Source organism: Dyella acidisoli (assembly GCF_030160295.1).
GTDB lineage: Bacteria > Pseudomonadota > Gammaproteobacteria > Xanthomonadales > Rhodanobacteraceae > Dyella_B > Dyella_B acidisoli.
Genome location: NZ_BSOB01000018.1, coordinates 65,901 through 81,393 on the forward strand (window position 1 = coordinate 65,901; position 15,493 = coordinate 81,393).

Genomic DNA, 15,493 nt, shown 5'->3' on the forward strand with positions numbered 1-15,493 from the left:
TCAGATCTCGGTTGCGAGCTGGTCGAGCAGCGCCTTGTGCGCCGCCGCGTCGATTTCACGCTGCACGATCTTCGAGGCGCCCTGCACCGCCAGCGCACCAACGCGCTCGCGCAGGTCCTCACGTGCGCGCTGCGCCATCGAAGCAATGTCGTCCTGCGCCGCCGCCTTCAGGCGGTTGATCTCCGCCACGGCATCGGTGCGGGCCTTGTCCAGAATCTGGTTGGCCTGCTGCTGCGCACGATCAATGATCTCGGTCGCCTGCTGGCGAGCCTGCTTCACCTCGGCGGCGGCCTTGTTGTCGGCCTCACGCAATTCGGCATGCGCGCGCTCGGCGGCATTGAGACCTTCGGCAATCTTCAACTGCCGCTCTTCGATGGCCTTGGTGAGATGCGGCCACACGAAGTGCACGCAGAACCAGATCAGGATGGCGAATGAGATCATTTCGCCGATCAGAGTGGCATTGAATTCCATCGCTACGTTACCTGTACGTACGGGTTATTGCGGACACGGGCGCCGTGCGCCCGTGTCGAGCTGGCGGCGCAGAAGCGCCGCCCTCGGATTAGCCAGCAACCAGCTTCGACAACAGCGGGTTCGCCACGGCGAAGTACATAGCCAGCGCCACGCCGATCAGGAAGGCTGCGTCGATCAGACCGGCCAGCAGGAACATGCGGCCCTGCAGCAGCGGCACCAGCTCAGGCTGGCGGGCAGCAGCTTCGAGGAACTTCGAGCCCATGATACCGATGCCGATACAAGCACCCAGCGCGCCGAAACCGATGATCAAGCCGAGAGCGATAGCGGTGAAGCCCTGGACCTGAGCAATGTGAGCGACTAGTTCCACGATGATCTCCTCAAGAAAAAGAAAGCAGTTGTTCTAACGAAAGTGAACGAAATTAATGGTGATCGTGCGCCATCGAGATGTACACGATGGTGAGCACCATAAAGATAAAGGCCTGGATCGAAATGATCAGGATGTGGAAGATGCCCCACACTGCATAGCCGATAACACCCATGCCAAAGAGCAGCCAGCTGCCCGCGCTGAACAAGCCGGCGATCAGCATGAACACCAGCTCGCCCGCGTACATGTTGCCGAACAGTCGCATGGCTAGACTGACGGGTTTGGCCACTAGCTCGACCAGGTTCAGCGCAAAGTTGAAGGGAGCGAACCATTTGCCGAAGGGTGCCGTGAATAGTTCGTGCATGTAGCCGCCGAACCCCTTGGCTTTGAAGCTGTAGAAAATCACCAGCAGCAGCACGGTGACGGACATAGCAAACGTCATATTGACGTCGGCGGTAGGCACGGCGCGGAAGTGAGCGACGTGAAGCTTCTCCGTGACCCAGGGCAACAGATCGACCGGCAGCAGGTCCATGGCGTTCATCAGGAACACCCACACGAAGACCGTCAGCGCCAGCGGTCCCAGGAATCGGCGGTCGCCGTGGAAAACGTCCTTTACCTGGCCGTCGACAAATTCGAGCACGATCTCAAGGAACGCCTGCCCCTTGCCGGGTACGCCCGCAGTGGCTTTGCGAGCTTGCAGCCAGAACCAAAGACAGAAAATCACACCCAGACCCAGCGACACGCTCACGGAATCGAGATGGAGATGGAATGACCAAAAGCCATTCGGACCGACCTGAAAATTCAGGTGCGTCAAATGGTGCTGGATGTATTCGGTAAGACCGCCCTGCGGCTCGCTTGCCATCTCTTAACCCTTAAATCTGAACGCCAGCAGATTAACCGCGTACGCTACCGCCAGCCCCGTAATGGCAGCCAGCGGCGGCAATTTCCATTGAAACATGATCGCGATCATCCCCCCGATGATCACCATCCATTTCAGGATCATGCCCGTCAGCAGCCGCCCAAGCGCCATACCGGCGCCGCTCACCTGGCTGAACATCCTCACCGAAAGCAACGCGGTACCTGCCGCTGCGATCGTCGCCCCAGCTGCTGCCGCTATCGCTTCGCGAAGCCCGAAGGTCGCGAAAACGAGGCCCACAATGACCGCCGCGAATAGCTGCCATAGCAGCAATCGCAGAGCAAGGTGTCGACCGGAAGCAAGACTGTTGAGCACGTGAGGTTCCCGCGGTGTAGCAAGGCATCAAACCCGCCACGGGTCACGATCCAATCTAAAAAAGTATATCAGTGCAGCTTTTGAGCCAGCAAGCCAAAGCAATGCGGCACGCAGTCTCGGGGGGCTTTTCGGACAAGAAAAAGGCCGGACTCAACGAGTCCGGCCCAAGAGCATATCGCAAGGGGAGTCGCGATATGCGAGAGGGTATTACTTGGCGGCAGCAGCTTTCTTGATGGCGGCAACCGGGGCAGCCACGGCTTCGTTGGCAGCCTTCTGCTGCTCCTGGAGCAGCGCATTGAGGGATTCGGCCGTCTTCTGGGCCACGGCGATCACGTCCTTGGTCACGGCGACGGCACCTTCAGCCTGCTCACGGGTCAGCGAAGCGCCCTTTTCCCACAGGCCGCGCAGAGCGTCGACGTCGCGCACTTCAACCGCCTGAGCGATGAAATCGGCCGTAACCTGGGCTTGCTTTTCGAGCGCAGCGAGCTGCAGTTCGGCAACCTGCTCCAGACCCTTGATGGTCAGGGCGTGTGCCTTGAACGCATTGTCGGACAGCTGCTTGGCGTAAGCGAAGATCTGGGTGTTCAGTTGCTGAGTCATGGCTTTGTCCCTCGCGGGGGATTTAGGAGAGTGGAACAAAGCCTAACAGGGTGTTTTGTGCAGTGCAATATCTTTTTTTCTATTAGATCGATCTGTCACAAAAAATTCAACGAACGTAGGGAGTTAGTGACGGAACTGTGAATTTTGCGTTGCGTCAAAAACTATCCCGGCTGCAGCTGGCGCCCGACGTACAGGTCTCGTGCACCACCACCTTGTCCAGTCCCGACAGGGTCGGTTCCAAACGCTTCCAGATCCAGCGCGCCAACATCTCACTAGTGGGATTTTCCAGGCCCTCAATGTCGTTGAGGTAATGATGATCAAGCTGCTCGTACAAGGGCGCGAACGCCGCCTTGACGTCGGCAAAGTCCATCACCCAACCCAGTTGCGGGTCGGGCTCGCCACGTAAGTGGATTTCGATGCGGAAGGAATGGCCGTGCAAGCGCGCGCATTTGTGCCCGGCAGGCACATTGGGCAAACGATGCGCGGCTTCGATCTGGAAAACTTTGAAGATATGCATGGCCACTATTCTACTCGTGCGGCCATGGTTGGCTCGTTCTCAAACTTCGCCGTTGCGCGCGATCGACCGCCACACATGCCCTGCATCGAGTAGACGCTTCTGAGTTGCCGGGCCATCGGAACCGGCAGCGTAGAAGTCTGGCGCTCCGCTTTGCCACGCTTCCTGTACAGGTGTGAGCAAACGCCATGCCCATTCCACTTCATCGAAACGCAGGAAATGCGTGCGATCTCCGTCGATGGCGTCGGTCAGCAATTGTTCGTACGCCGAAAACTCGCGATCGACCGAGTTGGCGTAAGGCGCGGTGAGCACCACGGGCCGGCCCGCCAATTCCAAACCGGGTCGCTTGGCCGTCACCAGCAGATCCATCTGCTCTGTCGGCCGGATGCGGAAGATCATCCAGTTATTGCCCGCATGCACAGCCTTGGGCAACGCGCCAGGCACTTCGCGGAACTGCACGGCGATTTCCGAATAGTTGCTGGCCAACCGCTTGCCGCTACGCAGATAGAACGGCACGCCACGCCAACGCCAATTGTCGATTTCCAGACGTAGTGCGGCGAACGTTTCGGTGCATGAACCGCGCACAATGCCTGGTTCATTGCGATAACCCGGCACTTTCTTCCGCCCCATTTGGCCGGCGCGATATTGACCGCGCACAGCATGCGCATCCACTGTCTCTGACGTGATTGGCACGACCGAACGCAACACTTCTACTTTGTGATTGCGCAGCACTTCGGGATCCCATTCCGCCAGCGGCGCCATTGCTGTGAGGCTGAACAACTGCATGAGATGGTTCTGCAGCATGTCGCGCAACGCGCCGGCCTTGTCGTAATACGCCGCGCGCTTTTCTACACCCAAAGTTTCAGCGTAGGTAATCTGCACCTGCGCGATGTGTTGCGCATTCCAGATCGGCTCGATGAAACGATTGGCGAAGCGGAACACCATCAGGTTCTGCGTGGTTTCCTTGCCAAGGAAATGATCGATGCGCAGGATCTGCTCTTCTTTCCAATGCGCATGCATGTCCTGACGCAACGCCTGCGCCGAAGCGAGATCAGTGCCAAACGGCTTCTCCACAACCAAACGGCGCCAGCCATTGCGTGGCGGCTTGGCAAAGCCTGCTTCGCCCAGCGCCTTGGCCGCCACACCGAACAACGGCGGCGGTAACGCGAGATAAAACAAGGTCGCCGGGCTCAGCTTGTCCTTGAGTGCAAGCAGGTGGTCCGCATGCAATTCGCCGCCCACGTAATCAAGCTGGCGGCGGAAGCGATTCCATTGCGCCGGCGTGTAATCCGGCGCGAAGGATTGCAGCGCTTTCTGGATGTGCCGCTCGAAATACTCGCGGCTCCACGGCTCCATCGCGTAACCGACGATGCGCAGATCCCGCGTCAAACCCAGCGTATGCAGACGATAGAGCGCCGGCATCAGCAGACGCTTGGTGAGATCGCCGCTTGCGCCCAGGATAACCAGCGTGGTGGCCGCCATGGCTTAGCCCTTGTTGCCGGGTTTTACTTCCTGATGTCCGCCGAAGGAATGGCGCATCGCCGACATCACCTTGTTCGCGTACAGATCGTTGCCCTGCGAAGTGAAGCGACCGAACAACGCTGCAGTGAGCACCGGCACCGGTACGCCTTCATCGATCGCCGCTTGCGCAGTCCAGCGGCCTTCGCCGGAATCAGAAACGCGGCCGGTGTATTCCGCCAGGCCCGGATCGCGTGCCATTTCGTTAGCGGTGAGATCGAGCAGCCACGAACCGACCACGCTGCCGCGACGCCACAGTTCAACGATGTCGGCGACGGGAAAGTCGTATTGGTACAACTCAGGACGCTCCAGCGGTGCGGTCTCGGCGTCGGCCGTGCGCTTCTGCTTGCCGGCGTTCGCGTTCTTCAGCACGTTGAGGCCCTCGGCATACGCAGCCATCAAACCGTATTCGATGCCGTTGTGGACCATCTTCACGAAATGCCCTGCGCCACTTGGGCCGCAATAGAGATAACCCCTTTCCGCCGGCAGCGGGTCACCACTACGGCTCTCACTGCGCGGTGCGGCATCAACGCCTGGAGCCAGCGCAGCGAACGCGGGCTCGAGGCGCTTATAGGCAAGCTCGGGACCGCCGATCATCTGGCAATACCCGCGTTCACGCCCCCACACGCCGCCACTCACACCAACGTCCACATACATCACTTGGTGTTTGGCCAGTGCTTCGGCACGGCGCAAGTCTTCCACGTAATGCGAGTTGCCGCCGTCGATCACCGTGTCTCCCGCGTTGAGCAGCGGCACGAGCTGATCGAGCACCACATCCACCACGGCAGTGGGCAGCATCAACCATACCGCGCGCGGACCTTCAAGCTTGGCGACGAGATCCTGGATGGATTCCGCCGTGGTTGCGCCATAACCCGCTGCTTCGCGACGTGCTTCGACGTGTGTGTCGAACACCACGCAATCGATGCCCGCTTCCAGCATGCGGCGCACCATGTTCAAGCCCATGCGCCCAAGCCCGACGAAACCAAGCTGCAATGTCTGTGCTTTCCCGGCACTCATGTTTTGTTCTCCCAAGCACGAAATCCACCGGCGAATGCGTTGTGGTTGTCGCCGCGCCGCACACCGTCAGGCAACTCATCAAGATGACGCACGTTGCCACCGCCAAGCACGACGTAATCCGGCTCCAATGCGGCCCGCAATTGCTCGATCACATCGAACACATGCGCATGCCATTTCTTCTTACCGAATTTCTTGAGCCCGCGTGCGCCCACGTAATCTTCGAACGTACCCTTCTTGTAAGGGAGATGCGCCAACTCCATCGGCTCGACGATCCCATCGACGATGAACGCCGAACCCAGCCCCGTACCCAGGCCAAGGAACAGCATGCGTCCACCTTCGTAGCTACCGAGCGCCTGCATCGCTGCGTCATTGATGATTTTCACCGGGCAACCGAACGCGCCAGCGAAATCGAAACCCACCCAACCCTTGCCCAGGTTGTAGGGCTCGCGCGCGATGCGCTCATGCAGCACAGGGCCGGGATAGCCGATGGTGACCGCCTCGTATTTCCAACTGCGGATGGCCGGGCGCAATTGCTTGACCATGTCCGCCGGCGTCAGCGTGCGGCTGGACTTGATTTCCACCTCACGTTTGTTGCCGGTGATCATCGCCTTGACGTGACTGCCGCCCACGTCGATCACCAGCACTTTGCGCTGTGCCGCCAATGCCGGCGCCGCACCACCTTCTTCCGTCTTGCGGCGCGCCTTGCGATACCAAGTAATCGCCGCGTTGGTGGCGCTGTCGTGATGGAGCTGCTTGCGCGGGGATTCGATTTCATCCACCACACGTAGCGCGAGTTGCTTGCCGAGCTCAACGCCCCATTGATCGAACGGATTGATGTCCCAGATGGCCGCCTGGGTGAACACGATGTGTTCGTAGAGCGCGATCAGCGCACCTAGAGTGTGCGGTGTAAGACGATCAGCAAGCAGCAAGCTGGAAGGACGATTGCCCTCGAACACGCGATGCGGCGCGAGGTTTTCATCGATACCTTCGGCCCGCACTTGCTCCAACGTCTTGCCCATGGCCAATGCTTCGGCCTGCGCGATCATGTTGGCCAGCAGCAGATCGTGATGACGTCCGTATGGATTAAGCGACTGCCCGAAGCCGACGAAGTCGCAAGGAATCAGCCGAGTGCCCTGATGGATAAGCTGGTAGAACGAATGCTGCCCATTCGTGCCCGGCTCGCCCCAATACACAGGGCCGGTGGCGTAATCGACATGCGCGCCTTCGACGGTGACGTGCTTGCCGTTCGACTCCATCGTGAGCTGCTGCAAGTACGCCGGGAAGCGCTTCAGATACTGCTCGTACGGAAGCACTGCTTGCGTTTCCGCACCGAAGAAATCGGTGTACCACACGCCCAGCAAGCCCATGATCACCGGCAGGTTGCGTTCCAGCGGTGCGGTGCGGAAGTGCTCGTCCATCGCATGGAAACCGGCGAGCATGTCGGCAAACCCATCCGGTCCGATTGCGATCATGGTGGACAGGCCGATGGACGAATCCATCGAATAACGACCGCCCACCCAATCCCAGAAGCCGTACATCTGCTCAGTGGAAATGCCGAATTCTTCCACCGCCTTCGCGTTGGTGGACAGCGCAACGAAGTGCTTGGCCACGGCGCTCTTGTCGCCGCCTGCCGCCTTCATCAACCAATCGCGCGCACTGTGCGCGTTGGTCATGGTTTCCAGCGTGGTGAACGTCTTGGAGGCAACGATAAACAGCGTTTCCTCCGGCCGCAGGTCATGCACCGCCTCGGCGAAATCGGTGTAGTCCACGTTGGAGACAAAACGCAACGTGAGCTTGCGATCGCTGTAATGACGCAGTGCTTCGTACGCCATCACCGGCCCGAGATCGGAGCCACCGATGCCGACGTTAACGATGTTGCGGATCGGTCGCCCGGTAAAACCCAGCCAGCGTCCTTCGCGAATCGACGTGGCGAACTCGCCCATGCGCTTGAGCACCGCATGGACTTCCGGCACCACGTTTACGCCGTCGACTTTGATCGTCTTGCGCGCAGGTGTACGCAACGCAACGTGCAAGGCGGCACGTTGCTCGGTGGTATTGACCTTTTCACCCGCGAACATGGCATCACGTCGCGTTTCCAATCCGCAATCGCGCGCCAGCGCAAACAGATGCTGCAACGTCTGATCGTTGATGCGATGCCGGGCGTAATCGAGGCGCCAGCCCGCGGCGTCAGCGCGGTAACGCTCCGCACGGCCGGGATCGGCCGCGAACATGTCGCGTAGATGCTGCGTTGCCAGTTCTTGTTGATGCGCTTCCAGCGCGTGCCACGTCGCCCTCTCGCGCAAGGCGCTCATGCAGCCGCCCCCATGCGCTCGCTCACGGTATCGACCAGTTCACGCCAGGATTTCACGAACGCATCGGCGCCCTCCTTCTGCAGCACCTGGGCGAGCGGCTCCACTTGGATGCCGTGCGCTTCGAACTGGGCGAGCGTGCCAGCAACGGTCGGATCATCCAGCGCCATCAAGCGCTCCGCCTTGCCGTGATCGGCGAATGCAAGCAGCGTCTTCTCCGGCATGGTGTTGACGGTGAGCGGCGCGATCAGGTTTTCGATGTAGAGCACGTCGCTGGCATTGGGATCCTTGGTGCCCGTGCTGGCCCACAGTAGGCGCTGCACGCGTGCACCGGCGTTCTGCAAGCGCTGCACGCGTGGCGAATTGATCAGTGCGCGATATTTGGCATAGATCTGCGAGCACACCGCAAAACCGAGCTTGTTGTGCAGTTCGGCCGGCACCTTGTCTACCACTTTCACGTCCCAGCGGCTGATGAATACCGATGCGACGGATGCAACGTCCAGATCCAGCCCCGCGGCGTGACGCCGCTCCAAACCGCGCAGCCACGCATCGGCAGCGGCCTGATACTGCTCGGGCGAGAACAACAGCGTGACGTTGATCGGAATACCGCGGAAGATCAGTTCCTCAATCGCGGGAATTCCGGCCGGTGTGCCTGGCACCTTGATGAATAGGTTATGCACGGCCGCTTGCTTATGCAGCGCCACCGCCTGTTCGATCGTGTTTTGCGTGTCGTCCGCCAACAGCGGCGATACTTCCAGCGACACCCAGCCATCCACGCCGTGCGTGTGCTGATACACGGGCTCGAAGATCGCTGCCGCGCGGCGCAGATCATCGATGGCCAAACCGAAGAACACCGCTTCCGGATCAGTATGGCCGCCCGCACGGATGGAAGCGTCATAGTCCTTGCCGGCCTTGATCGCCTGGGCAAAGATTGTCGGGTTGGAGGTGAGGCCGGTCACCGCTTTCTGCTCGCGGTAACCGAGCAAGGTGCCGTCACCCAGCATGCCGCGGGTGATGTTGTCCAACCACAGACTCTGGCCGAGCCCATGGAGCGTGCGGGTCGGTTGTTCCATTGCAGTACTCCTTCATGAAATGAGGCGGATATTCGATCGGGCCAAGCGCCGAGATGTTGCAACGAGGCCGCGAGTCCGCCCGGCAGGGTAGCAAGACAGATGTCACGGCCTGATGACCGTTACGACTATACGCCTGAACGCCGCGCGCCCGGTACCCGCCGCAGAGGCGGTTGCTAGGTGATTTCCTGCCAGCGATAGAACTTCCGGTGCGCCATAGCGAGCATGTCGAGATCTTCCTTGGTATCACCGTAGGCGTAGATGATTGGAAAGTGCTCAGGCACGCACAGTTCGCGCACGCGCCGGGATTTTTCTGCATTGACGCACTGCGAACCAAGGAAGCGTCCGCTGAGCAGACCCTTCTCGACATGCAGTCGTGAACAGATCAGATCAAGGCCGTGCTGCTTGCACCACGGCGAAAGATAGACATCCAACGCGCCGGACACGACCAGTACCTTGTCACCCTGCGACCGATGCCAGCGAATTCGCGCCAACGCAGTCGGCCGCACGGTCGCGGGCAGGATTTCTTCGGCGAAGCGTTGGCCTGCACGTCCCAACTCATCGGCATGCAGACCACGAAAGCCGAAATGCACGACCCTTGCGCGAATCTCGCTGCCAGAGAGCAGACCAAGCCGATAGCCAGCGACCAGCGGCGCAAAAAATGGAGCGCCCAGCACCCGACGACGACGCGGAGCAGCGAACCGAATGAAAGCGCCGAAGGTTTCCCTGCTGGTGATCGTTCCATCGAAATCGAACAGGGCAAGATTCATGCGCGAATTCTTCCTTGAAGAAAAGAAAGCACAAGATACTCGACTCGATACGAGAGGTGTCCTAAGTGAGCCCCTCTCCCTCCGGGACAGGGTGCCAAGAGGCAGGTGAGGGTTCGATCGAAGCGCGATGCTGATTTCTCGCGCAAGTCTTCATCATCACGCGCTGATCGTACCCTCACCCCAACCCCTCTCCCAAAGGGAGAGGGGCTTATACATGCAGCTCAACATTAAAGCGCCTCCAACGCCAACGCGATGCCCTGTCCACCACCGATGCACAAAGTCACCACACCGCGACGCAATCCTTCGCGCCGCATGGCATACAGCAGTCGGGTGGTGAGAATGGCCCCCGTTGCACCGATAGGATGCCCGTGAGCCACTGCGCCGCCTTCGACGTTGACACGCTCTTCGTCCAGGCCAAGTTCGCGCGCAACGATGATGGCGATGGCCGCATACGCTTCATTGATTTCGAAACGCTCGACATCGCCCACGCTCCAGCCTGCTCGCTGCACAGCAAGCTTCACTGCCGAGATGGGAGCGATGCCGAACATACCGGGCTCCACTGCAGTAACGGCGAAACCTGCCAAGCGAGCCAAAGGTACAAGCCCGCGCGCCTGCGCCGCTTCACGATCAGCGACGACCATCGCGGCTGCGCCGCTGTTCAAACCAGGGGCGTTGCCGGCCGTGATGGATCCGTTATCGCGAAAAGCCGGCTTCAAGCGCGCCAGCCCTTCAAATGTCGTGTCCGAGCGAGGCGCTTCGTCGCGAGCGAAAATATCAGTGCCTTTGCGTCCTGGAACGTCGACGGGCACGATTTCCGGTTCAAAACGCCCAGCATCGCGCGCAGCAACAAAGCGCTGCTGCGAACGCAATGCCCATCGATCCTGCGCCTCACGATCTACTCGCTGCTGCGCGACCAGGTCTTCTGTGTGCCAGCCGGAATGCTTCTGCGAAAACGCATCGTGCAAGCCATCCAGCAACATGCTGTCGTAGATCTGTGCATGGCCCATGCGATATCCCCAGCGTCCATTGCTCACGAAGTAAGGCGCGCGATCCATGTTCTCCATGCCGCCAGCGAGAAAAATGTTGCCCGCTCCTGTCAGGACCTCCTGCGCAGCGGAAACGATCGCCTGCGCGCCGGAACCGCACACGCGGTTTACCGTCATGGCCGGCACCGATACATCAAGTCCTCCGTGGATGGCGGCTTGCCGCGCGGGATTCATACCACTTCCGGCCTGCACCACTTGCCCCATCACCACGCCATCGATGGCATCTGGCGTCAAACCGGAACGCGCCATCACCTCGTGGATAACTGTTGCGCCCAACGATGTCGCCGGCACGTCGCGCAGGGCGCCATTGAAGCCGCCGATGGCCGTGCGAACGGGATGGCAAAGCACGATTTCACGTTGCATGAAATGTCTCCTGTGGGAAATATCTGTCGTTACGGCGATGCTTGTTTTACCGCGACGGCGACACGCGCATCCATGGCCGGCGTCCAACCGCCACCGAGTGCACGAAACGTTGCGACAGCAGCCCGCGCATCGTCGGCATGTACGCGCGCCAATTGGTCGCGCGAGCCGAGCAGCTGACGATCTTCATCCAGCACTTCGAGCAAGCTGACGGCACCGCCTTTGTATGCATCTTCAGCAGCTGCGCGTGCACGTTCGTGCGCGGCCACTTCCTGGGTCAACTCGTCGTGCTGACGTTCCAACTCGCTCAGCATGACGATGGCGTTCTCGACATCTTCCGTTGCACGCAACATCGATTGCCGATACGTCGCCAGTGCCTCAGCATTCGCGCCGTTGGCCTGCGCCACCTCGGCGTCAACACGACCGAAATCGAACAATCGCCAATGCAAGCCAAGCACGGCTTGCGGCTGGAATGCTTTGGCGGAGAACAGCTCACCGCTGCGCAGTGTCTCGAAACCGAGCAGCGCGCCTAGCGAAACCTTGGGGTAATACTCGGCCGTCGCTTCACCGATACGCGCGCTGGAGGCGGCCAACTTGCGCTCGGCCGCCATGACATCCGGACGTCGACGCAAAAGCATGGCCGGGCCGCCGTCGGCGTCGATCGAGGGCACCGTGAAGGTCTGCGCACTGTTGAGCGCTTCGTTTCGATACGTGCCAGGCGTGGCGCCCATCAAAACGTCCAGGCGGTTGAGTTGCTGCTCCAGTTCGATCTGCAACGGCGGCAAGGTGGCGCGCGCCTGCATCACGAGCGCCTCCGCTTGCGCCTCCTCACGCGACGTGGCCAGGCCGCCGGCAAGACGCAGACGCACTAGATCCAGCAATCGGTTTTCGGTTTCCACTTGTTGCTGCGCCAAAGCGAGACGCATCTGCGCACCACGAGCGTGGAAATACGCATCAGCCGCTTCGGCCGCGAGCGAGATGCGCACACCAACGCCAGCATCCTCCGCAGCCTGCGCTTCGGCGGCGGCAGCTTCTACACCACGATGCAGGCCACCGGCCAGATCCAGCTCCCAACTCGCGCCTGCACCGATCGTCTCTAACGTCTGATCACGGTGATAACCAGGGAGTGCGCTGGCTATTTCACCCAGCGGCCCGTCCACCGATTGATGTTGGCGTACGGCCTGTGCATCGAGATTGCCTTGTGGCAGCAGCTGAGCGCCGGCTTCGCGTGCCGCCGCACGAGCTTGATCCACGCGCGCCATGGCAGCAGCAAGATCGAGGTTCTGCGCCGTAACGCGTTCGATGATGCGAGTAAGTTCCGGATCGTCGAATCCGGTCCACCAACTGTCCAGCGAAGGTGGGGACGAAGGCGCAACGCGTTGCACCAGTCGATGTTGCCCCAGGTATTGCTCGTTCGTTTGCGGCGTCGGCTTGGTGTAATCCGGCCCGGCCATGCAGCCTGCAAGCCACGCCGCGATCACGACGATCAAGGTGGCGCGCGATAAGTAGCAAAAGGAAGTAGACATGGGATTCTTCAGTGCGCATCGGCCGAAGGGGTGGGAGGAGGCGCGACCTTGCGCATCAATGGCACCATCGCCGTGGCGATCACGAAACACACGCCAATGGCGAAGAACGCATCGGCATAAGAGAGCGTCTGTGCTTCGCGAAACGCGAGCCGCCATAGCTGCTGCAGCTGTCCGTCGGCATCGCCCACGTCGGCCAAATGATTTCCGGCCTGCGCAAGCCATTGGTTCATCGTTTCATTGGTGGCGTTGAGATGCTCGGCCAGCCGATAGAAATGCAGATTCGTGCGATCGTTGAGGATGGTGGCGCAGACGGCAATGCCGATCGCACCGCCGAGATTGCGCATCAGGTTGAACAATCCGGAGGCGAGCTTGAGGCGCGCAGGCGGCAGCCCGCCGAGTGTCAGCGTGACCACTGGTGGCACCGCCAGTTGCTGTGCCATGCCGCGCAATGCCTGCGGCAAAAGCAACTGATGTGCGCCCCAGTCATGCGTGATCGGCGTGAATTCCCACATTGATACCGCAAACAATGCCATGCCCACCATCAGGATCCAGCGCAAATCGAAACGCTGCGCGAGTACGGCATACAAGGGAATGCTCAGGATTTGAAAGATGCCCGTGGAGAACACCGCCTGGCCGATCTGCAACGCGCTATAGCCTTCCACCCGCCCAAGGAACAGCGGCGTGAGGTAGATGGTCGAGAACAGGCCGATGCCGGTTACGAAGGAAAACAAACTGCCCAGCGCGAAGTTACGATCGCCCAGCGCACGCAGATCCACCAGTGGATGCGCGTAGATCAGGCTGCGGATGATGAATGCGATACCGCAAATGCCCGAAAGCCATGCCGTCGTCGTGATCGTGCTGTCGGAAAACCAGTTCCAACGCGGACCTTCTTCCAGCGTGTATTCCAGGCAGCCAAGGAATACCGCGAGCAGCACCATGCCCGGATAGTCGGCACGACGCAGCAGCGAAAGGTCCGGCGCATCGATATTCACCAGCATCGGCACGACGAACGTGACGAACAAGCCGGGCACGAGATTGATGAAGAACAGCCAGTGCCAGGACCAGTGATCGGTGATCCAGCCGCCCAGAGTGGGGCCAAACGTTGGAGCGAGTGACGCCAGCGCGCCGATGGTCGCAGCCGCCACCACGCGTTGTTTGCCAGAGAAAAATACGAACGCCGTGGTGAACACCATCGGGATCATCGAGCCACCGAGAAAACCCTGCAGTGCGCGGAACACGATCATGCTCTGGATATCCCAGGCGCCACCGCACAGCAGACTCGTCAACGTGAATCCCGCTGCCGAGGCGGCAAACAGCCAACGCGTCGAAAACACGCGCGACAACCACCCCGACAACGGAATCACCACGATCTCGGCGATGAGATAGCTGGTCTGCACCCATGCCGTTTCATCCACGCCCGCGGACAGGCCGCCACCGATGTCGCGCAGCGACGCCGATACGATCTGAATGTCGAGCAAGGCGATGAACATGCCCACGCACATACTGGCAAAGGCAATCACCTTCTGAGCATTGGCAAGGCTGGCTGGATCGATCGGCCCGGCCATCGCGGCGGCGCGGACGTTCATAGCGTGCTAGTGCGTGACGATGCGCGCGTATCGACTTCAGCGGTTACGGAAAGACCTGGGCGCAGCAGGCCGAGTGCGTCGTCCTGCTTGTTCAGCGCGACGCGTACGGGCACCCGCTGCACGATCTTGGTGAAGTTGCCTGTAGCATTTTCAGGCGGCAGTACGCTGAACTCGGCGCCGGTAGCGGGAGCTAGGCTGATCACGGAACCATGGAAGGTACGGCCTGGCAACACGTCGGCATGAATCGCCACCGATTGCCCCGGCTGCATGCGCGCCAGCTGGTCTTCCTTGAAGTTCGCGTCCACCCACAGGCCATGCGCGGGCACCACGGATAGCAGTTGCGTACCGGCAGCGGCAAAAGCGCCTACACGAGCACGCCGATTGCCGATCACGCCGTCTACAGGTGCGCGTAATTCGGTGTAGCTCACGTTCAATGCGGCGAGGTCACGTTCCGCTTTGGCTTGCTCCAGCGCTGCGCGCGCCTGCTGTTTTTGCGACGCAATCACGTCGAGCTGACGCTGTGCAGCCGTTAACGCGGCCTGGGCTTTATCCGCGTTCGCGCGCGCCGTCTTGTCGACCGCATCCGCGCGTTGTGCACTTTCCACGGATACCGCCGAACGCCCGGCCAACTCCCGGTAGCGCACTTCGTCATCACGGGCACGCGTTGCTTCGGCATTGGCGGCCGCGATGCCTGCCTTGGCTTCGTTGATGACAGCCTCTTGTAGATGCTCCGTTGCATCGAGATTCGCCAACAAAGCCTGCTGCGCAGCCACGGCGCTTTCGGCTTTTGCCAGTGTGGCGCGGTAATCGCGATCGTCGATCTTTACCAGTACATCGCCAGCACGCACCCGCTGGTTGTCGGTGACGTTTAACACGGTGATGTAGCCCGATACCTTGGGGCCGATCACTGTGATGTCGCCGCCTACGTAGGCATCATCGGTGTCCTGCAGGAATCGCCCGGTGACCCACCAGTGGATGCAGTAGACGATACCGAGCAGCAGCGCGACACCGGCAGCGATGCGTAACGCATGTTTGCGCTTGCTCCTTGGTGGTGCGACGTCGGCATCGTCGGGAATATCGAGTCGCTTAACGGCCGTAGCGGTGTTCATGG

The 15,493-nt window shown here is 60.5% G+C and carries 15 protein-coding genes; all 15 read right to left on the reverse strand.

The features are described 5' to 3' along the window. Positions 1–471: a F0F1 ATP synthase subunit B gene (locus QQJ86_RS11440; protein ID WP_284321077.1), complete on the reverse strand. Its 471-nt coding sequence runs from the start codon at positions 469–471 to the stop codon at positions 1–3. Positions 472–559: 88 nt separating this feature from the next. Then, entirely contained in the window at positions 560–838 is a 279-nt protein-coding gene (gene atpE, locus QQJ86_RS11445; protein ID WP_284321078.1) for a F0F1 ATP synthase subunit C, read from the reverse strand. 52 nt (positions 839–890) lie between these two features. Beyond that, entirely contained in the window at positions 891–1,697 is an 807-nt protein-coding gene (atpB, locus tag QQJ86_RS11450; RefSeq protein WP_284321079.1) for a F0F1 ATP synthase subunit A, read from the reverse strand. 3 nt (positions 1,698–1,700) lie between these two features. Beyond that, positions 1,701–2,066, reverse strand: coding sequence for a hypothetical protein (locus QQJ86_RS11455; protein ID WP_284321080.1), 366 nt, complete (start codon positions 2,064–2,066; stop codon positions 1,701–1,703). Positions 2,067–2,273: 207 nt separating this feature from the next. Beyond that, positions 2,274–2,666: a phasin family protein gene (locus QQJ86_RS11460; RefSeq protein WP_284321081.1), complete on the reverse strand. Its 393-nt coding sequence runs from the start codon at positions 2,664–2,666 to the stop codon at positions 2,274–2,276. A gap of 154 nt (positions 2,667–2,820) precedes the next feature. Then, entirely contained in the window at positions 2,821–3,183 is a 363-nt protein-coding gene (queD, locus tag QQJ86_RS11465) for a 6-carboxytetrahydropterin synthase QueD (RefSeq protein WP_284321082.1), read from the reverse strand. Positions 3,184–3,222: 39 nt separating this feature from the next. Next, positions 3,223–4,662, reverse strand: coding sequence for a glucose-6-phosphate dehydrogenase (gene zwf / locus QQJ86_RS11470; protein ID WP_284321083.1), 1,440 nt, complete (start codon positions 4,660–4,662; stop codon positions 3,223–3,225). Positions 4,663–4,665: 3 nt separating this feature from the next. Continuing rightward, positions 4,666–5,715 (reverse strand): phosphogluconate dehydrogenase (NAD(+)-dependent, decarboxylating), encoded by a 1,050-nt coding sequence (gene gnd, locus QQJ86_RS11475; protein ID WP_284321084.1) that lies wholly within the window; start codon positions 5,713–5,715, stop codon positions 4,666–4,668. Next, entirely contained in the window at positions 5,712–8,027 is a 2,316-nt protein-coding gene (pgi, locus tag QQJ86_RS11485; RefSeq protein WP_345782816.1) for a glucose-6-phosphate isomerase, read from the reverse strand. The genes gnd and pgi overlap by 4 nt, the downstream gene beginning before the upstream one ends. Beyond that, positions 8,024–9,097 (reverse strand): transaldolase, encoded by a 1,074-nt coding sequence (tal, locus tag QQJ86_RS11490; protein ID WP_284321085.1) that lies wholly within the window; start codon positions 9,095–9,097, stop codon positions 8,024–8,026. Before tal ends, pgi begins: the two co-directional genes overlap by 4 nt. Positions 9,098–9,270: 173 nt before the next feature. Continuing rightward, a complete protein-coding gene (locus QQJ86_RS11495) occupies positions 9,271–9,864 on the reverse strand; it encodes an HAD family hydrolase (protein WP_284321086.1) in 594 nt (197 codons plus the stop codon). Positions 9,865–10,091: 227 nt separating this feature from the next. Then, the gene (locus QQJ86_RS11500; protein ID WP_284321087.1) at positions 10,092–11,273 is read right to left on the reverse strand and encodes a thiolase family protein; all 1,182 of its coding nucleotides are present in this window, start codon (positions 11,271–11,273) and stop codon (positions 10,092–10,094) included. A gap of 29 nt (positions 11,274–11,302) precedes the next feature. Continuing rightward, the gene (locus QQJ86_RS11505; RefSeq protein WP_284321088.1) at positions 11,303–12,796 is read right to left on the reverse strand and encodes an efflux transporter outer membrane subunit; all 1,494 of its coding nucleotides are present in this window, start codon (positions 12,794–12,796) and stop codon (positions 11,303–11,305) included. An 8-nt stretch (positions 12,797–12,804) separates the two neighbouring features. Then, positions 12,805–14,382: a DHA2 family efflux MFS transporter permease subunit gene (locus tag QQJ86_RS11510; protein WP_284321089.1), complete on the reverse strand. Its 1,578-nt coding sequence runs from the start codon at positions 14,380–14,382 to the stop codon at positions 12,805–12,807. Beyond that, positions 14,379–15,491 carry an HlyD family secretion protein gene (locus QQJ86_RS11515; protein WP_284321090.1) on the reverse strand — a complete coding sequence of 371 codons (1,113 nt, stop codon included), beginning with the start codon at positions 15,489–15,491 and terminating at the stop codon, positions 14,379–14,381. The genes QQJ86_RS11510 and QQJ86_RS11515 overlap by 4 nt, the downstream gene beginning before the upstream one ends. Positions 15,492–15,493: the final 2 nt, after the last annotated feature.

Bases quoted from the DNA above. Each gene is read 5' to 3' on its own strand.
- QQJ86_RS11440 (WP_284321077.1), bottom strand. From the start codon at position 471: ATGGAATTCAATGCCACTCTGATCGGCGAAATGATCTCATTCGCCATC.
- atpB (WP_284321079.1), bottom strand. From the start codon at position 1,697: ATGGCAAGCGAGCCGCAGGGCGGTCTTACCGAATACATCCAGCACCAT.
- QQJ86_RS11460 (WP_284321081.1), bottom strand. From the start codon at position 2,666: ATGACTCAGCAACTGAACACCCAGATCTTCGCTTACGCCAAGCAGCTG.
- queD (WP_284321082.1), bottom strand. From the start codon at position 3,183: ATGCATATCTTCAAAGTTTTCCAGATCGAAGCCGCGCATCGTTTGCCC.
- zwf (WP_284321083.1), bottom strand. From the start codon at position 4,662: ATGGCGGCCACCACGCTGGTTATCCTGGGCGCAAGCGGCGATCTCACC.
- gnd (WP_284321084.1), bottom strand. From the start codon at position 5,715: ATGAGTGCCGGGAAAGCACAGACATTGCAGCTTGGTTTCGTCGGGCTT.
- pgi (WP_345782816.1), bottom strand. From the start codon at position 8,027: ATGAGCGCCTTGCGCGAGAGGGCGACGTGGCACGCGCTGGAAGCGCAT.
- tal (WP_284321085.1), bottom strand. From the start codon at position 9,097: ATGGAACAACCGACCCGCACGCTCCATGGGCTCGGCCAGAGTCTGTGG.
- QQJ86_RS11495 (WP_284321086.1), bottom strand. From the start codon at position 9,864: ATGAATCTTGCCCTGTTCGATTTCGATGGAACGATCACCAGCAGGGAA.
- QQJ86_RS11500 (WP_284321087.1), bottom strand. From the start codon at position 11,273: ATGCAACGTGAAATCGTGCTTTGCCATCCCGTTCGCACGGCCATCGGC.
- QQJ86_RS11505 (WP_284321088.1), bottom strand. From the start codon at position 12,796: ATGTCTACTTCCTTTTGCTACTTATCGCGCGCCACCTTGATCGTCGTG.
- QQJ86_RS11510 (WP_284321089.1), bottom strand. From the start codon at position 14,382: ATGAACGTCCGCGCCGCCGCGATGGCCGGGCCGATCGATCCAGCCAGC.
- QQJ86_RS11515 (WP_284321090.1), bottom strand. From the start codon at position 15,491: ATGAACACCGCTACGGCCGTTAAGCGACTCGATATTCCCGACGATGCC.